The organism is Helicobacter salomonis (assembly GCF_900197775.1).
Taxonomy (GTDB): Bacteria; Campylobacterota; Campylobacteria; order Campylobacterales; family Helicobacteraceae; genus Helicobacter; species Helicobacter salomonis.
Window position 1 is genome coordinate 61,059 of the sequence record NZ_FZMA01000019.1, and the last position, 23,708, is coordinate 84,766.

The following is a 23,708-nucleotide window of genomic DNA, read 5'->3' on the forward strand; positions in this document are numbered from 1 at the left end:
TCAATGAAAAAAGCCACTCTCATCGCCTTTTTAGATTTTTTCGCAGGTCTCTTCGCGGGGATTGCGCTTGCCTGCGGAGGACTGAGTATTTTTATCTTCAGGGAGTTGGGTTTGATGGTGGCGATTTTCTTTGCTCTTTTTGTTTTTGGCCTCTTTGCTTTCTTTGCCCTACTCTCCAAGTCCATCGCCGCCTTGCTGAAAGATAGTGTGCGCGAGCGTATTTGAACTTAGAATCTTATTGTATCACCCCATCCTTTTTTAGCACGCTTAATCCTTGGGATTTTAAGATCGCTCTATCGCGTATCTTGCGCACGCATCACCCCACTCGTGCGTGTTTGCGCGCCACTCACGCCAGTGATACCTTACTAGCTTGTTTTGTCTCTACTTGCCAAGAATTTGGCGTTATCACTTATATCAACTTAGCACATTTACAAATAAGCATCCAAAAGGCCCTAGAACATGGGTTTATGGGAGTGCATGCTAAGGGGTCGGCGCTAGGCGAGCTAAAAATCATCCCTCCCACGCTCTCAAGTTTTTATAGCGCACATGGTGTTTCAGAGGTGCAAGAAGCCCTAGAGGAAGGCGCGCATTTTATCACTCTGAGCCCCATTTTTTCCACCCCCAACAAACCCCCTCCTTTGGGCTTAGACTACTTTAAAACCCTCAGCCCTGCGCTCAAATCCCATGTCTTTGCCTTGGGTGGAATCACCTCTCAAAACAGAGAGTTGTTAGACAATCTCAATATTAGAGGTTTTGCGGGTATCCAATATTTTTTGAATACAATACAAACTACTTAAAATATTTAAACTTTCTTGTTTTTATCTAATACATGATAAAATAAGCTGCTGGGTTTACTTAGCAACTTACACAAATATAAAGGAGTTTCATGCGATTTTTACAATTAGCTTTAATCACAGCAATTCTAGGTTATGGCTCGTTTTTAGGAGCAGAAAACAATGGTTTTTATGGAGCTGTGGGCTTCCAATACTCTAACATCACGCAGAGCACACAGAATAAAGCCCCCGAGCTCATCAAACAAGCCCCACTTTTTAATGTGCGAAATGCCACACCCCTGATCTTACAAAATCCCCAAGTCCCCCAAAATAAAGCGGGGAGCTAAGGGAGCGCCATGTCTTCTTACAAACACTTCGCGTTCAGTTTAAGCACAGCTCTTAGCGCGCCCTTTTTAAACGCCGATGTCCCGGATGTGGATAAGGATGGTTTTCAGCGTACCGATGTAATCTACTGCTGCACTCCAGATGGGAAATCTTTTCCCAAACCCCCCATTTGGGCACGCCCAGATTTTAACCCCACGCCCAATAAACCCAATGTGCAAAAGCCCCAAAAAACCCCCACATTTCTGCCCCAAAATCCCAGCACTCAAAACACCCCCAAGCCTCCAATCATCCAAGTTCCTAAGCCTCAAAACCCCATGCCCCCCAGCGTGCAAACGCCCTCAAATCCTAACACCACAGCTACAGCCCCCCAGCCCAATACAGGAGGAAATGCCGCACAAGGGAAAGTCCCGCAAAATCCTAGTGCACAAGGGAAAATGCCACCCCAACAACCCAGCATAGGGAACAAGGGCGCAGGGGACAATAGTGCCCAAAACACCCCCAAGCCTCCAATCATCCAAGTTCCTAAGCCTCAAAACCCCATGCCCCCCAGCGTGCAAACGCCCTCAAATCCTAACACCACAGCTACAGCCCCCCAGCCCAATACAGGGGGAAATGCCGCACAAGGGAAAGTCCCGCAAAATCCTAGTGCACAAGGGAAAATGCCACCCCAACAACCCAGCATAGGGAACAAGGGCGCAGGGGACAATAGTGCCCAAAACACAGGCCCACAAACGGGCAATAGCGCCCCCTCTCTCGCTTCTAAAACCTACCTACAGGCTTTGATAGATGGGGACAGCGTGCAGGGAGCTGTAGGGGGCTATCAAGCCGATCAAGAAAACACTCTACAAGTCAACACCCACGCGCTTTTAACCCTTGTGAAAAACAGCGGTGCAGATGACGCTGCGGCGGTGAGCTCTTTGGTGGCTGGGACAAACAAATTCTTTAGCGAGGTATCAGGCAATCCTAATATCACTCAAAACCTCAAAGACACATTCAAGGGCTTTTATAGCTTGGCCTCCACCACAAGCCATGATGTAGCCGGTCTACAGGCTAATTTAAGCCAACTCATCGCGCAAGTGGAGCAGTTACAACGGAGCTTGCTCAACACTCTTGCGACCACTGCCATCCATGCTCAAAGACCAGATGGCTTGCTCGCCTCAACACCCCCAGAGAATCTAAGTCCGCAAAGCCGGCAAGCTAAGGGCAAAGCGATTCAAGACTTAGGTACACTATTAGCCTATCTACAAGCCACACAAAGCAAGCTCAAGACCTATGCCAGCAACAACCCCAGTTTGCTTGCGCTCTCATCTGTTGCCACTACTCTGAGCACCATGCGGAGTGGTCAGGTCAATGGAAATTTGTATGGAGTGAACGCTCAACTGGGCTATAAACAATTCTTTGGTAAGAAAAAACGCGTAGGGTTGCGTTATTATGGAAGTTTTAGCTACCAATACGGCGCACTCATAGGTAGCACGCCTTTGAGCAATGTTGTCTATGGCGCAGGGATGGATGCGCTCTATAACTTCTATGAAAGTGCTAAGGGGCACTACACCACGGGGGTGTTCGTGGGCTTTATGTTGGCGGGTAGCACTTGGCTTCTCAAAAACGCCCACGCCTACCAAACCCTTGCCCGCTTCATGAAAGATCAGAACTGGCAGGTAAGCCAACACACTACCTATTTTCAAATCCCCTTAAATATTGGCTTTCGAAGTAATCTGAGCAAACACCACGGCTTTGAAGTGGGTCTGCGCATTCCCCTATTGATGGACAGCTATCTTAAGGGTACAAGAGGTGAACAGAGTCTTGATATTAGCTACAAGCGCAATGTGTCCGTCTTTGTGAATTATGTTTACAGTCTCTAGGGAAGTATCGCTCTAAGGGGGGCGCTCGCCCCCCTCCCCCCTGAACCCCATGCTATACTTAGGGTAATTTCTCTAGGAGTATTGTATGTGGCACCAGACTTATGCCCCTATAGGGGGTAGTATATGGTTGAGCGCACTGGTAGCGGTTTTGCCTATTGCGCTGTTTTTTGTCTCCTTGATCGTGTTCAAGCTCAAAGGATATGTCGCGGCATTTTTGAGTGTAGCACTCTCCGTGCTGATTGCGCTCACGATCTACAAAATGCCAGTAATGATGGTGGGCGCTAGTTTTGTCTATGGCTTCTTATATGGTCTCTGGCCCATCGCATGGATTATTATCGCCGCCATCTTCCTCTACAAACTCAGCGTAAAATCTGGATATTTTGAGATTCTCAAGGAAAGTGTGCAATCCATCACCCCTGATCATCGCATTCTGGTGATCTTGGTAGGCTTTTGTTTTGGGGCATTCTTAGAGGGAGCTATTGGTTTTGGGGGACCTGTGGCGATCACGGCAGCTATTTTAGTGGGTTTGGGTCTCACGCCTCTTTATGCGGCCGGGTTATGTTTAATTGCTAACACCGCACCAGTGGCCTTTGGAGCGGTGGGCATCCCCATCACGGCAATGGCTGGAGCAGTGGGTGTGCCAGCCACAGCGATTTCGGCCATGACGGGCAAAGTGTTATGGCTGGTGAGTTTAGGGATGCCTTTTTTCATCGTCTTTTTGATGGATGGCATGCGCGGGATTAGAGAAACTTTCCCAGCCGTGCTTGTCGCTGCTGGGAGTTTTGCGATCACGCAATATTTTAGCTCTAATCATTTAGGCCCTGAATTACCTGACATTTTATCAGCCGTGGTTTCTTTGGTGCTCACCGGGATATTCTTGAAATTTTGGCAACCCAAGCACATTTTTAGAAGTGATGGCAAACCAGTGCAACCCACAACCCAACAACACCATATTTGCAAAGTCTTTGTAGCGTGGGCTCCATTTTTGATCTTGATTATAGCCATCATCGTTTGGACTCAACCCTGGTTTAAATCCCTTTTTGCCAAGGGTGGACCCCTTGCCTTTTCTAGTTTTTACTTTGAATTTGAAAGCATTAGCCATAAAATTTTTAAAAGCACGCCCTTTGTGATAGAGGGTAAAAGCGCGGATTTTGGTGTCATCTACAAACTTCCTCTCCTCAACACTGTAGGCACGGCAATTTTTGTGGCCGGCATCCTAAGTATTTTTGTGCTGCGCGTTAAGGTGAGCGAGGCTGTGCATGTCTTTGGCGATACGCTTAAAGAGATGCGTTATCCCATTCTCACCATTGGTTTGGTGCTCAGTTTTGCTTTCGTTTCTAATTACAGCGGAATCTCCGCCACCATGGCCTTAGCACTCACTCACACCGGTCCGGCCTTTACTTTCTTCTCTCCCCTCATTGGCTGGGTAGGAGTTTTCCTGACAGGGAGCGATACGAGTTCTAACTTACTCTTTGGCTCTCTGCAACAACTCACAGCCCATCACCTTAAAATTCCCGAAGTGTTGACCCTCACTGCTAATACTGTAGGTGGAACCTTGGGCAAGATGATCAGTCCTCAGAGCATTGCCATCGCCTGCGCAGCGGTGGGACTAACGGGCAAGGAATCCGATCTCTTCAAATTCACGGTTAAATACTCCATTCTCTTTATCGTTCTTATGGGAATTGCCATTAGCGTTATCGCCTACATGTTTCCCCAAATTGTGCCCCATGTTTGAGGATAACTAAGGCATTGTTTTCTGCTTGTTATGAGCTAGGAGGGCTTTAACGAGAAGCTTAAGGGTTTTGAGCTAGAATGGATTTCTACAATACACATGAAGGGTTGTCGTGGATTATTACGAAGTCTTGGGCGTAGACAAGAGAGCAGACAAGGAAACGCTCAAAAAGGCCTATAAAAAGCTCGCCCTAAAATACCATCCAGATCGTAATTTAGGTGATAAAGAAGCAGAGGAAAAATTTAAGGAAATTAATGAGGCATACGGTGTTTTAGGAGATGAACAGAAACGCCAAATTTACGATCGTTATGGGAAAGAGGGGTTAGAAGGGCGCGCAGGATCTAACTTTAGCGATCTTAATGATATTTTTTCGAGTTTTTTTGGTGAGGATTCTATCTTTGGAAATGCTTTTGGCTTTAGCAAACCAGAGACTCGTTTTAAGATTCCCAAGGATACATTGCTGTCTTTAGAACTGAGCTTTAAAGAGGCGGTTTTTGGGTGTAAGAAATCGATTAAAAATATTTATAAAACTCTATGTAAAGATTGTTCGGGAAGTGGAGCAAAAGAGGGGAAGCTCAGTACTTGTGGGCTGTGCAAGGGTAAGGGACAAACCTATGTGCAACAGGGTTTTATGACTTTGAGCAGTACCTGCTCCAGATGCCAAGGTCGTGGACAGATTGCGACAGATAAGTGCATGTCTTGTAAGGGAGAGGGCTTCGTGATGGCTAGCGAGGAATTTAGCCTGGATGTGCCTGAAGGCATTGATGCAGGCAATCGAATCCGTGTAGCGCAACGAGGCAATGAATACCAAGCTGGAAAGCGCGGAGATTTGTACTTAGAGGCGCTCGTGGGTGCCGATGAGCATTTTGTGCGTGAAGGCATGCATGTGTTCATTGAAGTGCCTGTGTTCTTTACTTCTATTCCCTTAGGAAGCACGATTATGGTGCCCTCTCTTAAACAAGAATTAGAACTTCAGATTCCGCCCAATACCGCTAATCGCGCGCAATTTATTTTTAAAAACCAAGGGGTGAAGGATGTGAATAGCGCGCGCCATGGTGATTTAATCGCGGTGATTAAGATTGTCTACCCTGAACGCTTGGATGACAAACAAAGAGAACTATTGCTCAAATTGCATGAGAGCTTTGGCTATCAAAGTGAACCCTATAAAAGCGTGTTTGAGGTTTGCTATGGCAAGGTCAAACGATGGTGGCAGGATTTAGTGAAAAAATAGCGAGGAATTTGATGGAGAAATTAGCCATTTTTGTGGATTGGGAGAATTTGCGTATTGAATTGGAGAGTATCCAACGGTATCATAAAGAATTTGGAGAGCAGTTTTTTCGCTTCAATGATCAGGATCATCTGCGTGCCTTTTGCGAAGCTTTCATGGAAGAAGATGAAGAATTAATGGATCATAAGATTTTTCTGTATGTTTCCACTCCTCTGAAAGAATGGGAAGGGCAGATCTTAGATCATAGCCAAGATGGCTACAAGTTGGAGAGTTACAAACAGGAAAATCCTGAGGAATATAAGCTAGCCAGGCGTAAGTCTGATATCACTAAAATTTTTAACCAAGAGATGCGCCTATCTGGATTCTTTGAGGTGCGGCAGGTAAAGCTCAAGGTAGAATTTGAAGAGCGCAATAGTGAAGAATATGTTAAAGATATTGGTAAAAGTGTCAGAACTATCAAGATCAAACCAAGATTGAAGCAAAAGCAAGCGGATACCTATTTGACTGCTGACATGGTACGTGTAAGTTGCAAGGAGTTAGCTGATCGCATTTTGCTTTTTAGCAAAGATACGGATATGGTACCCCCTTTAGAATATGCTAAGCAGGAGGGGTGCAAGGTTTTTGTGGCACACATTACAGAGAGCAATCACTTTGTGCCCAATGCGCTCAAAGAGGTAATCGGGAATACGGGGGTGCGCCACAGAAGTATCAAGGAAATTTTAACTCGGATTCCCAAGGGGTTTTCCAAGTCATCTTTGGAGAAGTCTAACCGCCTCATGCTTTTTAATAACCCACTTAAAGACGCGTTTAAATAGTTTATCGACATACTCTCCGCAGCTAAAGCTAGGAGGTTTAGTGTTATCAAGGCTCACTTGCACAGATCCCATAGTCGGAAGCTTTGTGTTACCCTAGAAATTGTGCACCCAGTTGAAGAAAACACTCATCTGAGTTTTATAAGTCAAAGTTTCCGAGAACCCGCCAATAGTGCCTCTAAAATAGGTGTTATTAATCACAGGAAAACGCATTCCAATCTCAAATCCTTCTTTGCCGATGTTGGTGCGCAAACCTACATTGATGGGTAATTGAAAAAAAGTTTTACGAAGGTGTGCACTCCCTCCTAAATCCTCGACATTGTCCGCGAGAACCTGCCAATTATTCGATCCCTGCACCAGCCATGAGCTCCCTGCAAAAATCAATCCTGTGAAAAAGCCTGTGGTAAAGGTTTCATTGGTACTCTCAAAGAAATTCCACAACATATCAATCCCCACTCCATAGATAAAATTATTGAGCGCACCATTCAGATGGTTATTGCCATGTTGGTAACTAAAATATTCATAGTAACGCAAGCCAAAACGCCGTTTAGCACCAAAAAAATGCTTAAATCCAAACTGGATATTCACACCATACATGTTACCATCGTTGCTGCCCATATTGATGAACTGCTTTAAAATCCCAAGAGTGGGGGTGGCAGGACTAATGTCGAGTTCTTGATAATAGCTCAACAACTCTCTTAGCTTTTGAGGTTCAGAAGTTTTCATGTTATTCAGATCGCTCTTTAATACACCATTAAGAGCTGTTTGTGCCTGTTGTATACGCGCTGCACTCGCAAGCATGGCCTTAAATACTGTCGGATTCGCAAAGGAATCTTGTTCATAAAGATGGCCGGCAAAATTATTCATGAGACTAGAGGCATTGGCACGACCTATGGGAGAAAAGAGCCAGTAAAGGCTGCTGCGTATAGGCCTAATCTCCCTTGGGGTCAGTCTTCTGGGAACATCAATGATGCTAGAAAATGGTATTCTGATGGAGTGTAGGGTGCCATCAGTTACTCCATTGCGAGACATATAGTCGTACAAAACATTTCCAATATTCTCTGAAGAAATAGCAGCTCCATTGTATGTAGCACCCACATCCTTTAAAACCGCCAAAAGAGCAGAGATTGCCAAACTCATCGAGGCAGCATCTGTCGTTGCGTCGAGGAAATTTTGCATTTGCGCATTGCTCACTAGGCATCCCTTCGAGGCACACCCACTATTTTTAACAAGCCCTTCTACTATGCCAATTTGGTGCGCAGCTGCAGCAATACTTTCCTTGCTTGCGCCGGGTTTAAAGAGGCTATAAAGAATGGAAGTCTTGGCATTAGAGTCTAATGACGCAAGAGAGGCAGGGGTGTTGGAACGCTCAATGGTTTGCACGCGTGAGAACTCAAACCCCATATCAGTATAAAAGCCATTGCTCTCCGCACCTAAAGACCCTAAACCAATGCCAATCCAAGACAGGGCATTTAAGGTAGTTTTATTCATCGCGCTTCCCTCCAATGCAAAGCGCTGTGGAGCATTATCAATATCCCCAGCAACTATAACCGGTTGTCACAATGTTCCAAGAGGAACCCCAGCGATCACATTATACTGCAATTTTACCATAAGCCTTTTTAGCACGCCATCGCATCAAATATCATTAAAAAATAAAAGGGTAGTGTCGATGTAGTGGTATTTAAGGAGAGTCTATGTCAAGCGGTATCGCTAGCATCTCTGAGATAAAGCCCCATGTCTTGCCTGTTAACCCAGCAAGCAAGCGTGATTTAGGTGCAGAGGCACTCAAGCACGAGATAGTCAAAAAGCCAGATGATGATCCCATCACACAAGCACATGATCTACAGGCTCATGAACTGAGGGAACAGGATTTGCAGAAGATTAGCAAAGACCTCAATGAGAAGATGAAACGCATGCATTCAGACATCACCTTCAGCTATAACGAGGACATCGAGGGTTTGGTGGTGGTGATCAAGAATGATAGTGGTAGTAAAGTGATTCGCGAAATTCCTCCGCAGGAAGCGATCAAATTGACTAAGAAAATGCGTGACATTGTAGGGATTCTCTTCGACAAAAAGGGCTAAAGAGAGCTTAGAATGGGAAGTGAAGCATGGCGATAGGACAGTTGAGTTCCTTGGGGCTTGGGAGTAAGGTCCTAAATTATGATGTGATTGATAAGCTTAAAAAAGCAGACGAAAATATGATGGTTAAGCCCATTGAGAAAAAAATGGAAGCTAACCTAGAGAAGCAAAAAGCCCTTATAGAGATTGAGACCCTCATTTCCAATCTCAGAGCCCCCACCAAGGCCTTGAGCGACTATTCTACTTACACTGCGCGCAATAGCAATGTAACTGGCGACGCGCTCAAGGCAAATGTAAGTCCTGGCATTCCCATTCAAAACATTAGAGTAGATGTGGAGAGTTTGGCACAGGGGGATATCAATGAAGTTGGAACGCATTTTAGCTCTCGCGATGACGCTTTCAGTCAATTCGATACCACTTTGCATTTTTACACCAACCATCAAGATTACGATGTGAACATCAAAGCAGGTATGAGTGTGGGAGATGTTGCACAAGCTATCACAGATGCCACTGATGGTAATGTCATGGGGATTGTCATGAAAACTGGGGGGAACAAACCCTATCAGCTGATGATCAATGGCAAAAATACGGGTGCGGACAACCGCATCTATTTTGGTTCAAACGTGATTTCTCATCTGAGTAGTGATGCCCCCATCAGTTTGGCGCTCAAAAGTGAAACCAAGCCCGAGGACGACTTTTTTATCAGAGTCTATGATGAACACAATAATGCACTTGAAATTCCCATTGCCCTAGAGTTAAGTGCACAGAATTCTATAGAAAGCAAGAATAGAGCTTTACGCGGGGCGATCCAAAAAGCCTTAGAGGACAATCCTGCTACGAAGGCTCTTGTGGAGGATGGACAGCTAAATGTAGGGGTGATTAATGATGGCAAGTCTTTAGTCATCAACGATAAAAGAGGGTTGGCTGTGGAGGTGGGAGGGGACAAGGCGCGTGAACTGGGTTTTATCCAAGAGAAATCCCAAGCGGAGGGGGATTTACTCAAGGCAGTAACCGCTCCTAAATCAGGGACAATCAAGGGGACTATCAGTGTCAATGGTCAAAGCCTGGACTTGGGGGCGATCACTAAGTCTGGCAATTCTAGCGAGCAAAATGCCCAAGCTATCGCGCAGGCCCTGAGTAAGTTAGAAGGTGTCAGTGCCTCCGTGGGCAATGATGGCAAGCTTGTTCTCAATAGTGCTAGTGGGCAGTTGCGCCTGAATGGGGCAGATGCGCAGGGCAAGCTAGGACTCAGCGCTTTGGGCCTTTCTGAGGGTTTCAGTCGTTCCTATGCTAATGCGCAAGAACTCTTCGCCATCAAAAACCTCCAAAGTGCTGAGGATGCTAGATTTACCTATAATGGCGCGACTATCACCCGCCCCACCAATGAAGTGAATGATGTGATCAATGGGGTATCTTTAAGCTTGCTGGGCACAACGGAGGCGGGCAAGCCTGCCATTGTGAGCATTACTAGAGATGATAAGGCGATTGTGGATAATGTAAAAGAGTTTGTCAAAGCCTATAATGAACTCATCCCTAAATTAGATGAGACAACCCGTTACGATCCCGACACTAAAATCGCGGGGATTTTCAATGGAGTGAGTGATATCCGCACCATTCGCTCGTCCTTAACCAATGCAGTTACATTTACGCTCACTACCAGTAAAGGGGTGGATAGCCTGATGAAATACGGAATCATGCTCGATGAACATGGCAAAATGAGTCTTGATGAAAATCGCCTCTCTAGTGCAATCAGTGCTGATCCTCAAGGCACACAGGACTTTTTCTATGGAAGTGATAATAAGACCATCGGAGGTAAAGAAATTCACCAAGATGGAATTTTTGAACGCGTAGATAAAGTTTTGGCGAATTTAGTCGATGGTGGTAATGCGCGTTTGAAACTCTATGAGGACTCTTTAAACCAGGATGTCAGAGCCCTGAAAAAGGATAAGGAGAACGCCATGGAGCTTTTAAAAACGCGCTATGACACCATGGCGGAGCGTTTTGCCGCCTATGATGAGCAGATTTCTAGGGCGAATAAGTCTTTCAACACGGTACAGATGATGATTGATCAGGCTGCCGCTAAGAAGAATTAGCGCCAATACCACGCTTGAAAAGGGAAGAGATGTTTAGGGCGAATGCATACAATATTTACCAACAAAATTCTGTGACCGTAGAGTCTCCGGCTAGACTCATTGAGATGCTCTATGAGGGTATTTTGAAGTTTTGCGCACAGGCGCAGCGCTATATTGAAGCAGGAGACATTGAAAAGAAGATTCTTTACTTGAATAAAGTGACCGACATCTTTACCGAGCTCCTGAATGTCTTGGATTATGAACGCGGGGGTGAAGTGGCTGTTTATCTAACCGGACTTTACACCCACCAAATTAAAGTGCTCACTCAAGCGAATTTAGAAAATGATAGTGAGAAAATTGGATTGGTGATGCGTGTAGCTCGAGGACTCTTGGAGGCGTGGCGTGAGATTCACCAACACGAATTGGGTCGATAAGCTTAAGATTGCACTCTTGGAAGACGATCTTCCCAAAGCTTCTGTTCTAGTGGAGGCTTTTCCTTTCGAGGAGGGGGATGGCACGGATTTAGAAACTCTTCAAGTTGCCCGGGAACTAATTTTGCAAACCCTTCAGAAGCTTAAGGACGAGCAGCAGGCCCTTGGCGTGCAAATGCGCCAACTCAGAGCTGCCCAAAGGTTTTTAGAAATTTCTGCACATTGAGTCAGTCTGGATCGTGTGCACTGCGTACGGCGGGGTTTTGACACTTCTCATGTGGTTTGGCTGTTTGCGGGCTTTAGACGCGCGAGGCAACCTCCTTGTGACACCTTGTGAGTTTGATATCTGAAAAGGGGTTTGAGGACGCGAGTGCGTATCAACTATCTTTGAGTTGTTCTAAGCGCTCTTTTTTGGTGCCAATGTCTGTGATCTGGATTCCAAAGTTCCCATCCACAATCACAACCTCTCCTTTGGCAATTACCTTGTCGTCCACTAAAATTTCTAGTGGATCATTAACCATCTGATTGAGTTCAATGACGCTTCCAATATCCATAGAAACGACATCTTTTAGGATCATTTTCTTTTGTCCAATACGCACTTTCACATTGAGCTTGATGTCCAAGAGCATATTGATATTGCGCACTTCCAGCTGTTCAAGATGGTTATCTCCCTCTGCACGCTCACTTTTGGGTACAACGGGCAAATTAGGCATTGAGGGAGAATGTCTAATTTTAGAAGTATTTTGAGGAATAACTTTTTTCTTGAAAAGGTCTAAAAAGACCCCTCCGCAGAAAATGAAGAAGCTGGATTTAATCGTATCGAGCTCAAAACCAAATTCAAAGCCATCGCTATAGGGATCGAGCAAAGAGGCATCCTGGGCATCAATTGCTTCACTCACTTCAAAAGAAAGCTTAGGAAGCACCTCTTGAGCTTGCAAAGCAGTGGTAAGAGCCCCAAAGATATTAGAACCGATTTCTTTAACAGCATCTAAGTCATCTGTTTCTAAAGTTTCTTTGCTAGTTCCTTCACCCCCTATCATCAGGTCTGCTAGCGCACTTGCCATAGGGACAGGAACAGCTAAGGTAATTGTAACATTGGTTTCAGGCTTGACGTGCGTTACAATAGAGGCATGCTCGATAAAAATGAAATCCCCCACAGAAATTTCATTTTTGAGTTCTACAGCTGGACTCTTGCCCAGCAGTCCACTCAAAGTCGAAGTGCATTCTTGGACAAAGAGTTTTAAAAAATCCTCAATCATTCTTCTTCCTTCTTGATATTACCAATCTTGATTTTACGCTGATTTTCTAATACCTCTAACACCTCTTTCACTCTATCTTTTTCCGTATAGATGACTTCCTTGATTTTAATGGTTTTGCGATAGCCCTGATAGCCCACTGTAGCTAAATAGCGCTCTTTTTTGTCGATGTTGACCACCACAGTGTCATTGGCGACTTTATTAAGGCGAATTGTATCTCCCACCACGAGATCCAAAACCTCTTTAAGTGTGAGCTTGACCCCTCCTAAAAATGCCGACACATCCACACTAGCCCCACCCACGAGGGCTTGGAGTTCCTTATTACGACTCTTCTTGGAGCTTGTTTCAGTGAGCATAACATCGCGATTACCCATTTTGGATAAAATCCCCTCAATAGAGATCACAGGGTAGCACAAATTCATCATGCCCCGGCTATGTCCAATCAAAATCTCCATCACTACCATGATCACGATTTCGTTCTGCGCCACAATTTGCACCACATTTGCGCTCGATTCTTTGGCATCAATGGTGGGAAAAAACTCAGTGACGGGATTCCAAATGTCCTTGAGGATTTGCATCACCTGCTTTAAAATTGTATCTAGCAAATTGAGTTCAATATCGCTAAATTCGCGAGTTTGATCATAGGAACTCCCCTTGCCTCCCAACAAGCGATCAATCATTGGAAACACAATACTAGGATTGACCTCCAAAACCCCCGTGCCTCCAACCGGTTTCATGGAAAACACATTGAAGCTGGTAGGGCTGGGCAAACTCATCAAAAATTCCCCATAGGTCATTTGATCCACGCTGTGCAATTGAATCTCTACAATGCTGCGCATAATGGCTGAAATCTGGCTCGAAAGACTGCGGGCCATTTTGTCGTGGATACTTCTAAAAGAACGCAATTGCTCCTTACTGACCCGATTAGGGCGTTTGAAGTCATAAAGGGTGATCTGCTTTTGAGGCATGATCTCCTTTTTTTGAAGTGTGTTGACATCCTCAGATTCATCGACTACTTCTAGGAGCGCATCAATTTCTTCTTGGCTTAAAATATCAGCCATGCGCACCTCCTAAGCTCATACGGATTTTGCGGATTACTTCCTTAATGATTTGGGAAATCCTAGATTCTGTAACCCCTAGAACCTCTCTAATCTCACTCAGGTTAAGCTCTTCAAAAAAATAGAGTTGGATGATTAATTGTTCGCGCTCAGACATAGTCTTTAAGATATCGTAGATGTGCGCCATCAGTTCTTCCAACTCTAACTTAACACCAACAGTGTCCTGTTCAATCGCGTTAAATTGCTCATCTATGGGCACATTAGTATAGATGTCAGAGGCCACCTTGGCTTCTCTAATTTTTTCAATACTCTCTTGTAGAGTCTGAGCCAAATAGAGATCATCGGGCTCCTGCCCATGTTCATTATAATATTTAGACACCTCATGATCAATTCTCTTGATAAGCTTCCTAGAAGTGCGCGAAACTATATCCAGTGAGCGTAAATAATCCAGCATGGCACCATTGACTCGGGTTTTAGCATAACCCCAAAAGGAATCGTTGAGCGCAGTGTCATAACGGCGTGCGAGCTTAATCAGCTCCTCAGTGCCTACGGACACTAGGTCATTGGAATCAACGCAACTAGGCAAGCGTTCTTTTAAACGAAATGCCATGGCACGCACGGCGGGCAAGTATTGAATCGCCAAGGCATCCTGAGAACTTTGGATTTGTGCGTCGTAACTAGATTTTTTGAGCACTTTATTTCTCATCGAATTCATAATTATGCACGTACTTCAAAAGACTATCTATCTCTCTCTCTCTTTCCACAAACTCTTTGTTAAAAGAACTCAACTTGCGCTCCAAATCCACCTTGTTTAAGAAACGCTTGCGTGGGTAGACAAAATTCATGAAGATGGACGCGAACAAGAGCATGATCATGTAAAAGCCCGCTGTGGCTACTAAAGTCCCAAAAAGCATGTACTCAGGCTGGTCAAATTTGATAAGTGAAAGAATCAACCCGATAAAAAAGCCTCCCACGATGGCAAAGTTTACAAAGTTATCCACTCTCATGGCACCACCTCATAAATATTTTAGTAAGCGCTTAAAAAACCCGACAAAATTATCTCTAGGCGTTTCTATCACATTGTGTTCCATCTTCATGGTCAAAATTTTAGAAACCTGACCTATAGAGAAGGAAAAAGTGTTAAAAGGTTCACTCTTACACAAGAGTTTACGATTTTTAATGGCTTGTTTGAGAGCATTGCTATTTTGGATATAGCCCAAATAATTCAAGGTCATGTGAGGGATATTTTCTCGGGCCACGCGTTGGATACCCGTAAAAATTTGCATAGCCTTGTCTGCGGAGTCTACCATGTTGACCAAAACAAACACATCATCTTTTGTTTTAGAGTTGACTTTGATGGTTGTGTAGGCATCGGTAATAGCCGCTGGATCAGAAGTGGTGATCACCACCACGCAATCGCTCGCGCGCAAGAAAGCCTGGGTAAATTCCCCAATTCCCGCCCCCGTGTCAATAATCATGTAATCTAGATCGTCTAGCGCATTTTCTTCATCCACGAAACTATCTAAAATTTCTTGACTTACATATTTAAAAATCTCTTCTCCACTATCCCCGGGCACTAAATAAAACCCTTCCTCAATGGGGTAGATGACATCATTAAAGCGCGCCTCACCTCTGAGCGCGTGCAAGATATTCTTATTGGTCTTGATTCCAAAGATAATATCCAAATTAGCCAGCCCAATATCTGCATCCAATACCCCCACCTTATACCCATTCTTGAATAGACTATAGCCTAGATTAGCGCTGATGGTCGACTTACCCACGCCCCCCTTACCACTGGTGATGGCGATGAATTTAGTCTTGCCATTTTTATTAAAAATACTTCTAGGCTCCATGATATGTTCCAAACCGCTTGCTTGGTTATGCGTCATGCTTTTTTCCTATCAGGGTGTACAAACCCATCGAGCATGCAATCCACCAAGTAATCATTACTGGCTACCAATAGGTCCATGGGTACTTCCTGCCCGATGCATAGGTAACTAATGGGTTTTTTACTCTCATAAACTAGAGAAAATAAATTTCCAAACCCACGACTTTCATCTAGTTTAGTGAAAATCAGGCTATCAATCTCTAAGGGACCAAAAGCGTTATAAATGTCCTTCAGATCCTCGTACTTTGTAGTGAGTGAGAGCACCAAAGTTGTGTCAATCTTATACCCACTAGCAGTGAACTTCTTCAAGGCTTCGATTTTCTTTTTATCGTGCTGAGAGTGCCCCGTTGTGTCGATGAGCACCACATCACAATATTCCAATGTGCTCATCTCCTTGGTGAAGTCCTCCGAGTCCATCACGGTTTCAATGCTGATTTTCATCTTTTTGGCATACCACATTAACTGCTCTACAGCGCCGATACGATAAGTATCCAAGGTCAAAATTCCCACCTTGTATTTTTTGTCTAGTAGCTTAGAATAACGTGCAGCCAATTTAGCTAGAGTGGTAGTCTTGCCCACACCAGTAGGTCCTACTAACATGAGAATTTTCTTATAATTGGGATCTAAGCTCTCATGGCGACAGTAGATCATTTTGCGCAAGACCTCTCTAAAATAACGCTTCACAGTAACCGAATTTTCACGCATTTTCACAGGCATGAGTTCCAAACTCAAACGCATGATCTCATCTAGGTGTGTCTTGTGCATGCCACTATTTTTCGCCAAACGATAAATTTCGGCAAACTCTTGAGGAATGATGAAGTCGGGTTCCTTGCTATCATTCCACACCATGTTCTGGATGAGTTTAAGATTATCGTTGATTTTATTGAGTTCACCATTGATAGAATGCAGGCCTACCCCATCCACATCCTTCTTTGGAGAGGCGACCTCTTTAGGAACATTTGCATCTGCATCGGACACACTTGCTTGGGTAGGAGCAGGAGGGGGAAGAGGACTCACTCCAGCAAGCTTACGCATCTCTTCCAAGGTTTTTGAGAGGTCAATGCTCACCTCCTCTTCAGGAGGAGGTGGGGGTTCTTTAGAGCGTGGAGCGGCCTGCAACGCGCTTTCTAGGCGTTCCTGCATATTATTGCTTTTAGGTTTGCTGTCTTCCTTGGGTTTATCCACCGCCACCACAACTTCGTAGAGTCCGGGTTCTGTCAAACTTTTCTTACGGATTTCTTGTGCCTTCACCACTAGAGCATTATGCCCGTGTTCACTTTGGGCGCGTTTGAGCGCCTCAGCGGTTGTCTCACCGCTATAGGTGTAGAGTTTCATATTTGTCTCCATACCGCATGTTGCAAAATCAAAGGCACAAGCACGGAGGTGCGCTGATCCCACTTAGGATGGGGTAATGTCAAATAAGACTGTTTATACACGACATTGTTAAAAAAAAGGATGTCGATATCAAGTGTTCTAGGTGCATTCTTGAAAGAACGCTTGCGTTCTCTCCCCCAGCGTCTTTCCAAATAAAAGACGAGTGCGAAGAGTTCCAGTACACTTAAAGTTGTGTGAAAAGACAAGGTGGCGTTTGTAAAATCCCTCTGTTCTGTGTAGCCAAAAGCGGGATTGATATACAGAGGTGAGGAACACACTCGTGAAAATGCGCTATGGCGTGTAAACCACACCCACAACGCCTCAAAAACTTTCTTAGAATCGCCCACATTGCTCCCTATACCCAAAGTTGCTACATTCCTCAAAGAGTGCGTGCGCACACCCCTACAAGGAAAAAAACGCGTACAGACCAGTGCGCACATCACCCCATCAAAGAACCTCGGCCCTAGAATGCCTCACCACTACCAAGTCTTCGATACGCACCCCATACCGTCCTGGGATATAAATTCCGGGTTCTACAGAGAACACCATGCCATCTTCAATCACCATCTCGCTTCTAGGCGAAATAAAGGGTAATTCATGGATGTCTAGCCCGATACCATGCCCAGTGCCGTGCGCAAAAAACGCTCCATACCCGTTCTCCGTAATTACCTCTCTGGCGAGCGCATCGATTTCTTTGCCCGTCATGCCTGCACGCAAGTTTTCGATGACGCTTTCCTGCGCCTTGCGCACCACATCGTAAATCTTTTGCAACTCCGGGTCTTTGAAACGCTGATCCCTACCAAAACTAAAGTTTTCTCCATTGAAAAAGGCTGTGCGTGTGCGATCAGCACAATAGCGTTGATATTTCATCCCCATATCAGCTAGGAGCAAATCACCTTTTCGCAAACGCTCTTGACTGGGGAGCGCATGGGGTTTAGCGGCATTGGCATTGATGGCTACAATGGGTTCGAAACTCAGATCGTAACTCCCTCCATGCGTTAAAAATTCCTTACTCTTAAACTGCAAGGCCTGCTCCACATGCCCCTGCGCACTTTCCACATGCCGCGCAAAACTTTCAAACGCTTCTACATTCAGCGCCTGCGCACGTTTGAGTAGCGCAATCTCCTCTTCACTCTTTGTAACGCGCTGCTTTCTGTGATAATCCACTTCCCCTACTAGCTCACAACTTTTCAAACCAGCCAAAAGCCGCTGATGAACCTGCACACTGATCTGGGCACTGTCAAAATAAAGTCGAGGAGTCTTGTGAGCCAGCTCAATCGCCTTGCCCCATAAATCAGCACTTTCCACCACCTCTACACCCGCGCGTACTCCCTCACGCGCCTCCAAAGTATAGCGTGCATCGGTGATGAAAAATGCCCTTTCCTCTAACTGCAAAAACACCCCATGATCGCAGCTATAACCGCATGCAAAGTATTGGGCGTTCTCGTCTGTGGTGAAATGGGAGGTTACACTCAAGACTTCACCTCGTCCAACTCTTTGGGAGCAGAGCCCGCCTGCGCTTGATTCTCTTTCATGGCTTTGATTTCGGCTACAAACTGCATCATGGCAATCAGTGCCACATGGTAACCAAAAGCCCCAAAGCCAGTTACAACACCTGCGCTTGCCGCACCTGTGTAGCTAGTTTTCCTAAACTCTTCGCGGGCAAAGATATTGCTCAAATGCACTTCAATGACGGGTATGTCCGCAAGCATGATGGCATCGGCAATCGCAATGGAAGTGTGCGAAAACGCTCCGGGATTAATAATAATCCCCTCAAAATCACTCCCTACACATTCCTGGATGCGATCGATGATTTCCCCTTCAAAATTGGTTTGGAAGAACTCCAGCTCCACATTATTTTGCTTGGCGAGATTCTCCATGTTCTCGTGAATCTGATCAAGGGTAACAGGCCCATAAAGTCTAGGATCGCGGTGTCCTAACATGTTCAAATTGGGTCCTTGAATCACTAAAATCTTCATCGAAACTCCTTGGTATAAATATGCGGGATTATAGCACAACTAAAGTGTAAAATTATGCACGATTTTTTGCAGGTCTTGCGCTGTACGCTCCAATACACGGATTTCTTGAGTATTCCCACTCATGGAGGTAGCGACCTCACGGGCAATTTGAGCAATCTGTCTGATTTGATTGGCAATGTTGGCAATATTGTGGTACTGGTTTTCAGAGTGCATCACTACATTCTTGGCATCTTCTAGGGAACTGGTAGCCTTATTGTAAATGGCCTCTAAGGCATTAGAAGCTTGGTTGGCATGTTCTTGACTCTTAGCAATCTCAAGCACCATATTCTCTATGCTGGCCACAGACTTTTTGGTTTCCTCTTGAATCATCTGGATAATACAGCCGATCTCCTGAGTGGCCCCGCTAGTGTGTTCGGCTAATTTGCGGATTTCATCGGCTACCACGGCGAAACCACGCCCATGTTCACCCGCTCTGGCTGCTTCAATCGCTGCATTAAGCGCAAGTAAATTGGTTTGATCGGCAATACCCTGAATGATCTCAGCACTTTGGCCGATGTTCTGGACATATTTGTCCAAAGATTGGATTTGTGCTGCTCCAGCGCGCGCGCTTTGAGTGATACCTACCATGCTCTGCGCGGTATTATACACAGCCTCTTTGCCTCTTTGGCTCAATGTTACACTTTGCAAGGAATTCTCCTCTGTTTGGGCAATGATATTACTCACGCCCTGAATGCTATCTTGTACATGCCCCATATTTTTAATGAGTTCTGTGGTCATGTTCACTTGCTTATTGGCATTTTCTTGAGAAATGCGCGAGAGATTAGATACCAAGGCAGATTTCACAGAAACATCGTCAGAAGACTGGCTAATCTGTCTGATAATATCCGTCATAGAAGTCTGCATCTCCCTAATGGCATCCAGTGCGCTACCCTCAGAGCTCGCTCGGATCGTATTAGAGAGATTACCTTCCGCAATGGTGCACACAACCTTTTTGATTGCAATGGGTTCTGCACCTAGAGAAGCCTGTATGTAACGCACAATAGCAATGGCCACGACAACCCCAATGACCAGCACAATGAGTGTCAAGGTGATCATGAGGCGACTAAAACCATCGGCAATGTGCATGGCAAGCGAGGTCAATTCCTTATTAAGACCTTCTTCGTGATCGATAAAGGCGTTGATGGCTGCAAGCCACTTGACAAAATTCTGCGCTAGACCCTGGTTTAAAAAATCTGCTGCGCGTTGTGTGTTTTCCTCTTTCAAGGCGATAATCTGATTGATCTGTGCGACAGTGGCTGTTTCAATCGTATTGATCTGAGCGTATAGCCTGCGCTCCTCCGAACTAATGTAACGCTCGCCCAGATTTGCAAAGAGATCGTCCATGGACTTTTTGGCACCTTGGTAGTCTGCATAAAGTTTGGCAATCATCTTGACACGGGACTCCAAAACTTGGGGATCTTGGGTGATTACCACATCGCGCACGGCAATAGAACGATCGTGCACACTCCCGCGCATATTGATGGCATAGCGCTGTTTGACAGCATTGTAATTAGTAATTTCAGTTAAAATATCATTGATAGTGCGCACTCGAGTCACACCCACAATACTCAGAACTATCATTAGAATGATTACAATCCCAAAACCTCCATAGAGCTTCTGAGATATACTCAGCTTGTTCATAGTACACCTTACGAGGGCGGAAACCTACCTTTTAATTTTTTCTATGGCGTTGCTATAGCGATTGACATTGGAATCCGTAAGCTCGGCCACCAACGATCGTATCACCTTCACATACATCTCATTGAGAATCCTGCGAATCGCATCGTCCTTATCCTTAATGAGTTGGACTTTGTTAGTAACACCGGGAGCATAAAATCCCCCCGAGTTAGTGCTGCGGTAGCTGTAGGTATGAGTAACTGCTTGATAATTGCTCACATCGACACCAAAGTTGTGAATTACCCTGCCCGTTTCCGGTTCAAAGAAATTAAACCAAAGCGAACCCGAGCTCTGATCCACCATGACATCTAGGTTTTGTTTAGCTGGATCGCTTGTCTGCATTTTGATATCTTCTAAGACACCCACCCAAGCATTCAAGTCTAAAACAGCCCATGTTTTGTGTCTCTGTGCCGGTGTTAGTGCCTCTCTTGTAGTGAAATGCAGAACCTGATAACCTCGTTTTTGGAAAATCTCTTGAATTTGACTGAGCAGTGCTTCCTGAAACTGCGCAATATAGGGTTTGAGATTATCACTCACCTGCATATGTGGCGCAAGAATGCCGACGAAACGATTATTAATGGGTTCTTGAACGATATTGATTGGGTAGTTAAAATCTAGGAGAGTATCGCCGGTGGTCCGACCTAGTTTATTTTTGTTGGCGAATTTTTGCGTGGATTTAGCGACAGGCTCGGCGCTAGGTTCGTTCATTGGGACTTGCGTTTCTGAGGGTTGTTTGGCCATGAAGAGACAGCCCGAAAAAGTCAGTGTAGCTCCCACAAGCATAACCCCTTGTTTCATTCTTTGCATCTAAAAACACCTCAAATACATCGTTGAAATTGGCAAGCCTCATTATAGCACAAAATTGATAATCAGGCCCCCCTCTCACTTAAATAGGCAACACGCGGATGTGTTCGTCTAAATACTGTTGCAACACTCCTTCGATGGCATATAAGGTTCCTGTAGATGCGCTCGCGCACCCATCACACGCACCCATGTAGCGGATATACACATCCACAAACCCTCCGCCCTCTTTAATATCTAAGATTTCCAAGTTACCTCCGTCCATCATGAGCATGGGGCGAATATGCACATCAATGGTCTGGTCGATGGCCTTGACTTTTTGCACCATCGTCATGTCTACAAAAGCCAAATCCCCACTCAAGGATTTTTGTGCATTCTGCTTGAGTGCTTCCGTCTGCATTTCGGCGTGCACATCTCTTAAGATATCCACTAAATAATGCTCCCTAGCTTCGTGCCCGCCCGGCTGTACGCAACTCTTGCAAAAACCCCCCGCCTTAGTATATTGGGTGATCTCCTCCACACTCTTGAGATCATTGAGTGCGATCACCTCCTTGAGCGTTCCCAAACTTACCCGTGCACATTCACACACAATAATCTCGCTCTCAAAGTCTTCGGGGTTCTTGCCTAAATACTGCCCGGCGGCTTGTTTAATCACATCGTAAGCCATCACAGAGCAGTGCATTTTTTGCCCAGGCACAGCAGGCACATCGGGATGATCGCGCAGGCTATGCTCCACATCCAAATTTGTGATCTTGACGGCATCCTGCACCCGCTTACCCAAGCAAAGTTCAACCATCATGTCCGAGCTCGCAATGGCTGTGCCACACCCAAAACTTTTAAACTTAGCATCCACAATCACGTCCGTCTTGGGGTCTACCAACCAATAAAGGCGCACCGCGTCCCCGCAAGCCTCTGCACCATAGTCTGCAACAATGAGCTTCCCCCCTTTAACCTGTGCCTCCTCCTCTGTAATAACCCCCAAATGTGTGGGGTTATCCATGCGTCTGCTCACTTCTTTAGAATAAGCATCCCACAAAGCGCCACCGAGTAAATTCTTCTTTGCCATGCGATCTCCTTTCTTTTATAAGCCATAAGAGCTAGAAATATTGCGCAAACGCTTCACCGCTTTTTGGAAAGCTTGGATGGTATAATCAATCTCCTCCGTCTTATTAAAACGACTCAGAGAAAAGCGAATTGCGGTGTGGGCAAGCTCCTTATCTGCACCAATGGCTACCATCACTGGGTTGGCCTGCAAATCCTCACTCGCACACGCACTCCCCGTAGAAGCAGCAATATTGGCGCGATTCAAATCCCAAAGCATCGCCTCGCCTTCGATTCCACGCACACTGACTAAAGTCGTATTGGGCACGCGGTGTGTGCGATCCCCGATCACAAAAACATCTTGGATGTCTAACAACGCATCCTCAAGCTTATCGCGCAATTCCCCAACCACCTTTTTTTCATACTCTAAATGCTCTTGAGCTAGACGCATCGCCTCACCCATCCCTATGATGTAGGGCACATTCAGAGTGCCACTACGCCGTCCATGCATGTGCTCTCCGCCGTGTAACAGGGGAGTGAGCTCCACACCAGAGCGGATGTAAAGCCCCCCAATGCCCTTGGGTCCATGAAATTTATGGGCCGAGAAGGAGAGAAAATCCACATGTACTCGGCGCATATCCACGGGAATCTTGCCAATAGCCTGCACCGCATCGCTGTGAAACAATACACCCTTCTCTTTACACACTGCTCCAATTTCTTCAATGGGGAAGATAAGCCCGGTTTCATTGTTTGCCCACATCACACTCACCAAAGCGGTTTTATCGGTGATGGCTTCTCTGACCTGTTCTGCGCTAATGGTGCCCTGTGCGTTAATGGGTAAATAGGTAACCTCCATCCCCACACTTTCCAGAAATTCGCATGTAGCATGCACGGCCGGGTGCTCGACCTCTGTGGTAACAATGTGGCTCTTCCCATGCTTGAGATAAGCATCAAAGTACATGGATTTGAGCACCCAGTTATTACTCTCTGTAGCACAAGAAGTGATGATAATGTCATCTTCATTGCGCGCTCCCACCCCCGCGTAGAGTTTGTCGAATGCCTCTAAGATAGCCGGATGAGTCTCTGTCCCAAATTTATGCAGAGAATTTGGGTTACCATACTGTGCCCCAAAATAAGGCTGCATCAAGGCCTGAACCGCAGGGTCAACTTTAGTTGTTGCATTGTTGTCTAAATAAATACGTTCCATCGAAAAATCCTAATTGAAGTAGAGTTTGTATGTATAATGGTCATTTTCATGA

25 protein-coding genes are annotated in these 23,708 nt (G+C 45.4%); 11 read left to right on the plus strand and 14 right to left on the minus strand.

Annotated elements, in window-relative coordinates:
• The first annotated feature begins 3 nt into the window (after positions 1–3).
• The 7 genes from C6H04_RS03995 (at position 4) to C6H04_RS04025 (ending at position 6,755) form a co-directional block, all read left to right on the plus strand.
• A complete protein-coding gene (locus C6H04_RS03995) occupies positions 4–225 on the plus strand; it encodes a hypothetical protein (protein WP_104695043.1) in 222 nt (73 codons plus the stop codon).
• Positions 222–797, plus strand: coding sequence for a thiamine phosphate synthase (locus C6H04_RS04000; protein WP_104732382.1), 576 nt, complete (start codon positions 222–224; stop codon positions 795–797). The genes C6H04_RS03995 and C6H04_RS04000 overlap by 4 nt, the downstream gene beginning before the upstream one ends.
• A gap of 89 nt (positions 798–886) precedes the next feature.
• Positions 887–1,120 carry a hypothetical protein gene (locus C6H04_RS04005; protein WP_104695045.1) on the plus strand — a complete coding sequence of 78 codons (234 nt, stop codon included), beginning with the start codon at positions 887–889 and terminating at the stop codon, positions 1,118–1,120.
• A 9-nt stretch (positions 1,121–1,129) separates the two neighbouring features.
• A complete protein-coding gene (locus C6H04_RS07905) occupies positions 1,130–2,980 on the plus strand; it encodes an outer membrane protein (protein WP_158653808.1) in 1,851 nt (616 codons plus the stop codon).
• A gap of 85 nt (positions 2,981–3,065) precedes the next feature.
• Positions 3,066–4,715, plus strand: coding sequence for an L-lactate permease (locus C6H04_RS04015; protein ID WP_104695046.1), 1,650 nt, complete (start codon positions 3,066–3,068; stop codon positions 4,713–4,715).
• Positions 4,716–4,824: 109 nt separating this feature from the next.
• Positions 4,825–5,943, plus strand: coding sequence for a molecular chaperone DnaJ (dnaJ, locus tag C6H04_RS04020; RefSeq protein ID WP_104732383.1), 1,119 nt, complete (start codon positions 4,825–4,827; stop codon positions 5,941–5,943).
• Between the two features lie 11 nt (positions 5,944–5,954).
• Positions 5,955–6,755, plus strand: coding sequence for an NYN domain-containing protein (locus tag C6H04_RS04025; RefSeq protein WP_158653011.1), 801 nt, complete (start codon positions 5,955–5,957; stop codon positions 6,753–6,755).
• A gap of 93 nt (positions 6,756–6,848) precedes the next feature.
• On the opposite strand, the gene C6H04_RS04030 is transcribed toward C6H04_RS04025, so the two are convergent.
• Positions 6,849–8,243, minus strand: coding sequence for an outer membrane protein (locus tag C6H04_RS04030; protein WP_104732384.1), 1,395 nt, complete (start codon positions 8,241–8,243; stop codon positions 6,849–6,851).
• A 203-nt stretch (positions 8,244–8,446) separates the two neighbouring features.
• Here C6H04_RS04030 and C6H04_RS04035 point away from each other — a divergent pair, with 203 nt between their 5' ends.
• The 4 genes from C6H04_RS04035 to C6H04_RS04050 are packed head-to-tail and all read left to right on the plus strand — an operon-like array spanning position 8,447 to position 11,562.
• Complete coding sequence (locus tag C6H04_RS04035; protein WP_104732385.1) at positions 8,447–8,836, plus strand: flagellar protein FlaG; 390 nt, start codon at positions 8,447–8,449, stop codon at positions 8,834–8,836.
• 26 nt (positions 8,837–8,862) lie between these two features.
• On the plus strand, positions 8,863–10,926 hold the full coding sequence (gene fliD / locus C6H04_RS04040) for a flagellar filament capping protein FliD (RefSeq protein WP_104732386.1): 2,064 nt from the start codon (positions 8,863–8,865) through the stop codon (positions 10,924–10,926).
• A gap of 29 nt (positions 10,927–10,955) precedes the next feature.
• Positions 10,956–11,339, plus strand: a complete 384-nt coding sequence (gene fliS, locus C6H04_RS04045) for a flagellar export chaperone FliS (protein WP_104695051.1) — start codon at positions 10,956–10,958, stop codon at positions 11,337–11,339.
• The gene (locus C6H04_RS04050) at positions 11,308–11,562 is read left to right on the plus strand and encodes a hypothetical protein (RefSeq protein WP_104695052.1); all 255 of its coding nucleotides are present in this window, start codon (positions 11,308–11,310) and stop codon (positions 11,560–11,562) included. Before fliS ends, C6H04_RS04050 begins: the two co-directional genes overlap by 32 nt.
• A gap of 151 nt (positions 11,563–11,713) precedes the next feature.
• Here the strand turns inward: C6H04_RS04050 and fliY are convergent, their stop codons facing one another.
• The 13 genes from fliY to C6H04_RS04115 form a co-directional block, all read right to left on the minus strand.
• Entirely contained in the window at positions 11,714–12,595 is an 882-nt protein-coding gene (fliY, locus tag C6H04_RS04055; protein WP_104695053.1) for a flagellar motor switch protein FliY, read from the minus strand.
• Positions 12,592–13,653, minus strand: a complete 1,062-nt coding sequence (gene fliM, locus C6H04_RS04060; RefSeq protein ID WP_104695054.1) for a flagellar motor switch protein FliM — start codon at positions 13,651–13,653, stop codon at positions 12,592–12,594. Before fliM ends, fliY begins: the two co-directional genes overlap by 4 nt.
• Entirely contained in the window at positions 13,646–14,356 is a 711-nt protein-coding gene (locus tag C6H04_RS04065; protein WP_104695055.1) for an RNA polymerase sigma factor FliA, read from the minus strand. Before C6H04_RS04065 ends, fliM begins: the two co-directional genes overlap by 8 nt.
• Entirely contained in the window at positions 14,346–14,657 is a 312-nt protein-coding gene (locus C6H04_RS04070; RefSeq protein ID WP_104695056.1) for a hypothetical protein, read from the minus strand. Before C6H04_RS04070 ends, C6H04_RS04065 begins: the two co-directional genes overlap by 11 nt.
• A 9-nt stretch (positions 14,658–14,666) precedes the next feature.
• Positions 14,667–15,539 (minus strand): MinD/ParA family protein, encoded by an 873-nt coding sequence (locus tag C6H04_RS04075; protein WP_104695057.1) that lies wholly within the window; start codon positions 15,537–15,539, stop codon positions 14,667–14,669.
• Positions 15,536–16,873, minus strand: coding sequence for a flagellar biosynthesis GTPase FlhF (gene flhF / locus C6H04_RS04080; RefSeq protein ID WP_104732387.1), 1,338 nt, complete (start codon positions 16,871–16,873; stop codon positions 15,536–15,538). Before flhF ends, C6H04_RS04075 begins: the two co-directional genes overlap by 4 nt.
• Positions 16,870–17,352, minus strand: coding sequence for a 2-amino-4-hydroxy-6-hydroxymethyldihydropteridine diphosphokinase (gene folK / locus C6H04_RS04085; protein ID WP_104695059.1), 483 nt, complete (start codon positions 17,350–17,352; stop codon positions 16,870–16,872). Before folK ends, flhF begins: the two co-directional genes overlap by 4 nt.
• A 7-nt stretch (positions 17,353–17,359) precedes the next feature.
• The gene (locus tag C6H04_RS04090) at positions 17,360–18,388 is read right to left on the minus strand and encodes an aminopeptidase P family protein (protein ID WP_104695060.1); all 1,029 of its coding nucleotides are present in this window, start codon (positions 18,386–18,388) and stop codon (positions 17,360–17,362) included.
• Complete coding sequence (aroQ, locus tag C6H04_RS04095) at positions 18,385–18,891, minus strand: type II 3-dehydroquinate dehydratase (RefSeq protein ID WP_104695061.1); 507 nt, start codon at positions 18,889–18,891, stop codon at positions 18,385–18,387. Before aroQ ends, C6H04_RS04090 begins: the two co-directional genes overlap by 4 nt.
• 39 nt (positions 18,892–18,930) lie before the next feature.
• Complete coding sequence (locus C6H04_RS04100; RefSeq protein WP_104732388.1) at positions 18,931–20,571, minus strand: methyl-accepting chemotaxis protein; 1,641 nt, start codon at positions 20,569–20,571, stop codon at positions 18,931–18,933.
• A 24-nt stretch (positions 20,572–20,595) separates the two neighbouring features.
• Entirely contained in the window at positions 20,596–21,414 is an 819-nt protein-coding gene (locus tag C6H04_RS04105; protein WP_104732389.1) for an HpaA family protein, read from the minus strand.
• Positions 21,415–21,493: 79 nt separating this feature from the next.
• Positions 21,494–22,474: an iron-sulfur cluster assembly scaffold protein gene (locus C6H04_RS04110; protein WP_104695064.1), complete on the minus strand. Its 981-nt coding sequence runs from the start codon at positions 22,472–22,474 to the stop codon at positions 21,494–21,496.
• A gap of 15 nt (positions 22,475–22,489) precedes the next feature.
• Positions 22,490–23,656 (minus strand): NifS family cysteine desulfurase, encoded by a 1,167-nt coding sequence (locus C6H04_RS04115; protein WP_104695065.1) that lies wholly within the window; start codon positions 23,654–23,656, stop codon positions 22,490–22,492.
• Positions 23,657–23,708 lie beyond the last annotated feature (52 nt).

Excerpts from the sequence above, each read along its gene's own strand:
- C6H04_RS03995 (WP_104695043.1), top strand. The coding sequence starts at position 4 with ATGAAAAAAGCCACTCTCATCGCCTTTTTAGATTTTTTCGCAGGTCTC.
- C6H04_RS04005 (WP_104695045.1), top strand. The coding sequence starts at position 887 with ATGCGATTTTTACAATTAGCTTTAATCACAGCAATTCTAGGTTATGGC.
- C6H04_RS07905 (WP_158653808.1), top strand. The coding sequence starts at position 1,130 with ATGTCTTCTTACAAACACTTCGCGTTCAGTTTAAGCACAGCTCTTAGC.
- C6H04_RS04015 (WP_104695046.1), top strand. The coding sequence starts at position 3,066 with ATGTGGCACCAGACTTATGCCCCTATAGGGGGTAGTATATGGTTGAGC.
- C6H04_RS04025 (WP_158653011.1), top strand. The coding sequence starts at position 5,955 with ATGGAGAAATTAGCCATTTTTGTGGATTGGGAGAATTTGCGTATTGAA.
- C6H04_RS04030 (WP_104732384.1), bottom strand. The coding sequence starts at position 8,243 with ATGAATAAAACTACCTTAAATGCCCTGTCTTGGATTGGCATTGGTTTA.
- C6H04_RS04035 (WP_104732385.1), top strand. The coding sequence starts at position 8,447 with ATGTCAAGCGGTATCGCTAGCATCTCTGAGATAAAGCCCCATGTCTTG.
- fliD (WP_104732386.1), top strand. The coding sequence starts at position 8,863 with ATGGCGATAGGACAGTTGAGTTCCTTGGGGCTTGGGAGTAAGGTCCTA.
- fliS (WP_104695051.1), top strand. The coding sequence starts at position 10,956 with ATGTTTAGGGCGAATGCATACAATATTTACCAACAAAATTCTGTGACC.
- fliY (WP_104695053.1), bottom strand. The coding sequence starts at position 12,595 with ATGATTGAGGATTTTTTAAAACTCTTTGTCCAAGAATGCACTTCGACT.
- fliM (WP_104695054.1), bottom strand. The coding sequence starts at position 13,653 with ATGGCTGATATTTTAAGCCAAGAAGAAATTGATGCGCTCCTAGAAGTA.
- C6H04_RS04065 (WP_104695055.1), bottom strand. The coding sequence starts at position 14,356 with ATGAGAAATAAAGTGCTCAAAAAATCTAGTTACGACGCACAAATCCAA.
- C6H04_RS04070 (WP_104695056.1), bottom strand. The coding sequence starts at position 14,657 with ATGAGAGTGGATAACTTTGTAAACTTTGCCATCGTGGGAGGCTTTTTT.
- C6H04_RS04075 (WP_104695057.1), bottom strand. The coding sequence starts at position 15,539 with ATGACGCATAACCAAGCAAGCGGTTTGGAACATATCATGGAGCCTAGA.
- flhF (WP_104732387.1), bottom strand. The coding sequence starts at position 16,873 with ATGAAACTCTACACCTATAGCGGTGAGACAACCGCTGAGGCGCTCAAA.
- folK (WP_104695059.1), bottom strand. The coding sequence starts at position 17,352 with ATGTGCGCACTGGTCTGTACGCGTTTTTTTCCTTGTAGGGGTGTGCGC.
- aroQ (WP_104695061.1), bottom strand. The coding sequence starts at position 18,891 with ATGAAGATTTTAGTGATTCAAGGACCCAATTTGAACATGTTAGGACAC.
- C6H04_RS04100 (WP_104732388.1), bottom strand. The coding sequence starts at position 20,571 with ATGAACAAGCTGAGTATATCTCAGAAGCTCTATGGAGGTTTTGGGATT.
- C6H04_RS04105 (WP_104732389.1), bottom strand. The coding sequence starts at position 21,414 with ATGCAAAGAATGAAACAAGGGGTTATGCTTGTGGGAGCTACACTGACT.
- C6H04_RS04110 (WP_104695064.1), bottom strand. The coding sequence starts at position 22,474 with ATGGCAAAGAAGAATTTACTCGGTGGCGCTTTGTGGGATGCTTATTCT.
- C6H04_RS04115 (WP_104695065.1), bottom strand. The coding sequence starts at position 23,656 with ATGGAACGTATTTATTTAGACAACAATGCAACAACTAAAGTTGACCCT.